The organism is Frigoribacterium faeni, assembly GCF_007988805.1.
Lineage (GTDB): Bacteria > Actinomycetota > Actinomycetes > Actinomycetales > Microbacteriaceae > Frigoribacterium > Frigoribacterium faeni.
This window is the reverse complement of sequence record NZ_BJUV01000066.1, coordinates 1-5,448: the sequence shown is the minus strand read 5'-3', so window position 1 is coordinate 5,448 and position 5,448 is coordinate 1. Positions and strand designations below refer to the sequence as shown.

Below are 5,448 nucleotides of genomic sequence, written 5' to 3'. Positions count from 1 at the left end.
GGGCGGAGCCAACGCCGTTTAGCGGCAGGCCGGGATTGTCCGTCGGCGTTATGCGCCCGAATCTCAAAGTCGTTTGTCCGTTAGAGGATCGGGCACGGGGCGCGTCAGGAGCAAGCGCTTGTGCACGCGGTGTCGGTACGTGATGCCAGCCATCCGTCGACGCTAGCGATGCGCCGCCTGCCCCCGCTTCGTCGTCCCGACATTGCATCGCTCCCTCAACTCGTGCAGCACGACCGAGGCACGGCCCACGGAGGCGCTCCCTCATGGGGCGCGATCGAGCAGCACCAGGTTCTGCGCGCTGATCCGCGCCAGGCCGGGCGTCTACTTCAATAGCCGCTCGGGAGTGCGCGGGCCCGGCCCCGATGTGGTCGGGGTTGCTATCGAGCGAGGGGGCCGTCCTTCAACCAGCATGAAAATGATGCCGTGTCGGACCACTCCTTTGCGAGAGGCCAGTACGCCCACCATTCCTGTTCTCCAGCTGCCGATTCGCACAGACCGCGGGCGTAAGCCTGAATGGCTTCGTCCCCGGGATTACCGTCCGGAAATGCATCGGTCACATTGACAGAAGATGCCAACCGCCATTCGTAGTCCTGAGTGCAATCAGCGAGAGTCGTGAGTCGTCCTTGGGACGCGAACGGGTCCTGGCCGCCTGAAGTCACCGCGCAGAGTTGATACTTCCGTGGATTCTCGAGCATGTCGGCGGCCAAGGCATCAACGGACGAAGGGAGAAGCGCGTAAGACGACGTTGCCTTTTCGGCTGCGAAATTGAACCCCGGGGGCAGTTTCATCAAATCGCAGCGCAGCCAGCGGGTTCCCTCCGCCCAAGCCTCGGGCGTGGGCAAGTGCGGTTGCACGGAGAAGGTCCTGTAAAGAGAGGCGTCTTCGACCTGGAGAGCATCGGCGGGTGCCTTACCGCACGTCGATTGGATGTAATTTCGCGTTTCCCCCGTGACATCGCCCATCGTCGTCGTCGCCGTGAACGTAGCGATCAAGTCGTCGGGCACTTCTACAGTGCTCAAGGTAACGACGTCATGGTCGTCCGCGCAATCCACTGGCGCGGCTCCGGACCACGCAAGGGGGAACTTGGTGCCCTCTCGTCCGTCGTTCAGACTCGGATCGGTCACCCAGCAGTCGTTCTTCTCCGGAATCGCATCAGAAGCGGTCGTTGAAGTTGACAGAGGCGGAGAGGGTTCAGCCGCCTCTGTCGAACAAGCGGCCAATGAGGTCACAAGGACCAGGGCTATGCCAGCAGCGATGAACTTCGTACGCATTTTTCTCACTTTCCTGTCTCAGCGTATTGAAGAATCGTCAGGCAAATGGGCGGCAGGGTGACCCCTTTTCGGGCCTGCTGTTTCTGGCGAGGTTCAGGAGGTTCGGCGGTCAGAGCTCCAGAGCGGTGCCCGATAGGGATCGGTGAGAGGCCAGCTACGGAACTTGGTTTCTCGACCGGTGATCGTGGCTGTCACGTGGTGGGCAGATCGTTGGGTCGATGTGCTCAGCCGAAGCGAGGGCGGCGCAGTGAGGGGGAGCGCGATGCTGTGTCGGACCACGTTTAAAGACGGATGTAGTCATTCTTCTAACTGGCGATTCCGCCGTCTCGTCTCGATGCATACGAAGCGAAACGATGCCCTCGGGGTGCCACTACGAAGCAACTCAGACGCCTGTCCGGTTTGCGAGTCTAGAACGACTGTTCGTTGTCCAATTTCGGAAATGCGGACCAGAAACGTCGTCGAGACATGGGTTGCTGGGCTGCCCGCTGTCGGCTGACACCCCCGCAAATATCACGAGCAAGACTCAGTAGCTTGTCTCGAATCGAAAAACACCCCCCCGAATGGGGGTGTTTGACTGGTCCAGCAGTAGCTGGAAACCTGACGCGCAAGGCACGCACTCGGCAACAACAGTTGTCGTTCACGTGTGTCTTGAGGCCTCGCCGCATGTTTCGATCACGGACTGCTTGTGGCGCGGCTGGCATACGGCAGACCGGTACTGGGCTGGAAAACCGCGACACGGGCGCCCCTACGAGGCGTCTTGACTACAACCCAGATCGGGGATCAGATGTACCTTCAGCACGCTCGAGAAAACCTCACCATGAGTGGCCGTCGACCACTATTTCGACGGATCTCTTTCGCCGTTCTTCTGGCGATGCTCGTCGGCATGCTCACTGCCGTCACCGGAGCCGTTTTCCCACAGAGCGCGCGCGCCGCGGTTACGTGCCCGCCCGGGACTATCTTCGTCAACACCGGCGGTGCAACTAGGGATCTCTACGAATACTCAGTGGATGGAACGCTCATCCGCTCGACCCAGCTCTTCAGGGACTACGGAGATATTGCCTTCTCGAGCGACGGATTGACGCTCTACGGCGTGAACTTCAGCCGCCCCGGGACTCTGTACACAATCGACACTGCGACTGGAGCCGAGACGGGCTCCATTCCCATCACGGGCGCTCTGCCCTTTGTCTCCGTGAACGCCCTCAGCGCCCTACCTAATGGGAACCTTCTCATGGGCGCTTCGGGCGACCGTTCTGTCTATGAGTTGGATACTGAGACTGGCGTGTCGACGATCTATCAGGCCTCTTTTCCCGCCGGTTTCGCCTCGGGTGGTGACTTCCTCACTCTCGCTGACGGTGACGTACTTGCTGTGGCCAGCATCGACAGCGGGACGCCTGCGAACAGCAGTGCCCTGTTCCGTTTCAGCCCCGACGGAACAGTGACGCAGATTGGGACAGTTCCCCAAGCATTCGGTGCAGCTCAAAGCGGCGGCAGCATTTACCTCGCCGGTTCCGGTGGAGGTCTCTACGAAGTGGGTGCCCTTCCTGCAACTGCTTCCACCACACCGATCCCGACCACGAACATCGCCGCGACAGGACTTGCGTTCTACGGCGCGACATCAGCACAGGACAGCGGCCTTTGCTCGAATCTCACGGTCAACAAGACCGCCACCCCCGAGTCCGGTACCGCGCTGCTGCCGGGCCAGACCGTGACCTACACCGTCGTCCTCTCCAACACCGACGGCACCGCTCCGGCCGAGGTCGACAAGACCGACGATCTCAGCGGCGTCCTCGACGACGCCACCATCACTACGGCCCCGGTCGTGACCTCCGGCACACCGCTGACCCTCGGCCCGGTCAGCGATGGCAGCTTCCGCATAACCGGGGTCATCCCGGTCGGCGGCCAGACCACCCTCACCTACACCGTCACGGTCAATGACCCCGACACTGGCGACCACGTCATGTCCAACTACGTCGTCGACACCGGCACGGCACCACCGGGTGAGTGCGTCGCCGGAGACACCTCCTGCACCGTGCACCCCGTGTCAGAGCTGACCCTGACGAAGACGGCTACTCCCTCTGCTCCAGCGCAGTACACCGTCGGTCAGACCATCGACTACTCCTTTGTCGCCGAGAACACCGGTGGGAGTGCCCTGTCGGACGTCACCGTCACGGACACCGGCTTCACCGGTTCCGGCACCCTCGGCCCGATTACTCCCGCGTCCGTGGCAACGCTTGCAATCGGTGAGACCGCGACCTTCACGGCCGCCTACACGCTGACCCAGGCCGATGTCGACCGCGGTTCAACATCGAACACGGCGACTGCCACGGGAACACCGCCCACCGGTGATCCCGTCACCTCGCCCCCGTCCACCGCGACCATCCCGGTCACCCCCGGCCCTGCCTTGAGGGTGGCGAAAACAGCTGACACGACGGAAATCACCGACGCCGGTCAGACAGTCACCTACTCGTTCGTCGTCACCAACACCGGCACCGTCACCATCACCGACGTCAGCCCCGTGGAGGGCGCCTTCTCCGGCGCCGGCGACCTCGGTCCCATCACACCCACCACGCCCGCCACGCTTACTCCGGGACAATCGGCGACGTTCACCTCGACGTACGTCGTGACACAGGCTGATGTCGATTCAGGTGCTCTGACGAACACGGCGACCGCGACAGGTACTACCCCCGGTGGCGACCTCGTTCCCACCACCCCCGAGTCCAGCGTCAACATCCCCGTGGCCTCGGCCCCGGCACTGACGGTCGAAAAGACGTCGGACACGACGGAGATCACGGCGGCCGGTCAAACGCTCACGTACACCTTCGTCGTGACCAACACCGGCAACGTGACTGCCACGGACGTCAGCCCTGTCGAAGGTGACTTCTCCGGCACGGGCACCATCTCGCCGGTCACACCGACCGCGGCTGACTCTCTCGCCCCGGGCGATTCGGCGACATTCACGGCGACGTACGTCGTGACTCAAGCTGATGTCGATTCGGGTGCACTCTCGAACACCGCGACCGCCACTGGCACGACCCCGGGAGGAGACCCATTCCCGACGCCTCCCGACTCGACGGTCACCGTTCCTGTCACGTCCGGCCCTGCTCTGGCGGTCGAGAAGACTGCGGACACAACGGAGATCACGGCGGCTGGTCAGACAGTCACCTACTCCTTCGTGGTCACCAACAATGGCAACATCACGGTCACCGACGTCAGCCCCGTGGAAGCCGATTTCTCCGGCACGGGCACACTGTCACCGCTGACACCAACCGCTGCGGCCTCGCTGGCTCCGGGGGAGTCGGCAACGTTCACAGCCACGTACGTCGTCACTCAGGCCGACGTCGACTCGGGAAACCTGACGAACACCGCGATGGCGACCGGGACCACTCCCGGCGGAGATCCTGTTCCAACGCCGCCCGGCTCGACCGTCGAGATCCCGACCACCCCAGCCCCGAGCATCACAGTCCAGAAGACCGCTGACACGACCGAGATCACCGAGGCCGGCCAGACGGTCACGTATTCCTTCGTGGTCACCAACACCGGAAATGTCACCGTCAGTGACGTCAGCCCCGTGGAAGCCGATTTCTCCGGTGCTGGCGACCTCGGCCCCATCACACCGGCCACAGCTGCCTCTCTTGCTCCCGGTGGATCAGCGACGTTCACGGCGACGTACGTCGTCACCCAGGCCGATATCGACTCGGGAAACCTGACGAACACTGCAACGGCGACGGGGACCACACCGGGCGGTGACCCTGTTCCGACACCTCCCAGCTCCACCATCGAGATCCCCACAACCCCCACCCCCGACCTCACCCTCGTGAAGAGCGTGTCGCCCGCAGGCGCAACCACGGCAGGGGAGTCGGTGACCTACTCGTTCCTGGTGACCAACACCGGCAATGTGAGCGTTGATGACGTCACCGTGACCGAGACCGAGTTCACCGGCACCGGCACCCTGTCAGCCATCGACCCCACAACCGCAGGGCCACTGGCCCCGGGGCAAACCATCACCTTCACCTCCACGTATGTCCTGACACAAGCGGACATCGACGCCGGCGTCGTATCCAACTCCGCAACCGCGTCCGGCACCCCTGTCACCCCCGACAGCCCCGACATCGCCACACCCCCCTCAACCGCGGTCGTGATCACCGAACCCACACCCGCACTCCAGGTCGTGAAGACC

Annotated in this window: 2 protein-coding genes; one reads left to right on the top strand and one right to left on the bottom strand. The window is 63.1% G+C overall.

Annotated features, from left to right (window positions below):
- Positions 1-377: 377 nt before the first annotated feature.
- A complete protein-coding gene (locus FFA01_RS15660; RefSeq protein WP_146857112.1) occupies positions 378-1,271 on the bottom strand; it encodes a septum formation family protein in 894 nt (297 codons plus the stop codon).
- Between the two features lie 757 nt (positions 1,272-2,028).
- On the opposite strand from FFA01_RS15660, the gene FFA01_RS16440 reads away from it, so the two are divergent.
- Positions 2,029-5,448, top strand: a 3,420-nt coding sequence (locus FFA01_RS16440; protein WP_443093383.1) for a CLIPPER-2 domain-containing protein, incomplete at its 3' end; no start/stop codon positions are given.

What these genes read in the sequence shown, in the direction of transcription:
- FFA01_RS15660 (WP_146857112.1), bottom strand. Translation starts at nt 1,271, where the DNA reads ATGCGTACGAAGTTCATCGCTGCTGGCATAGCCCTGGTCCTTGTGACC.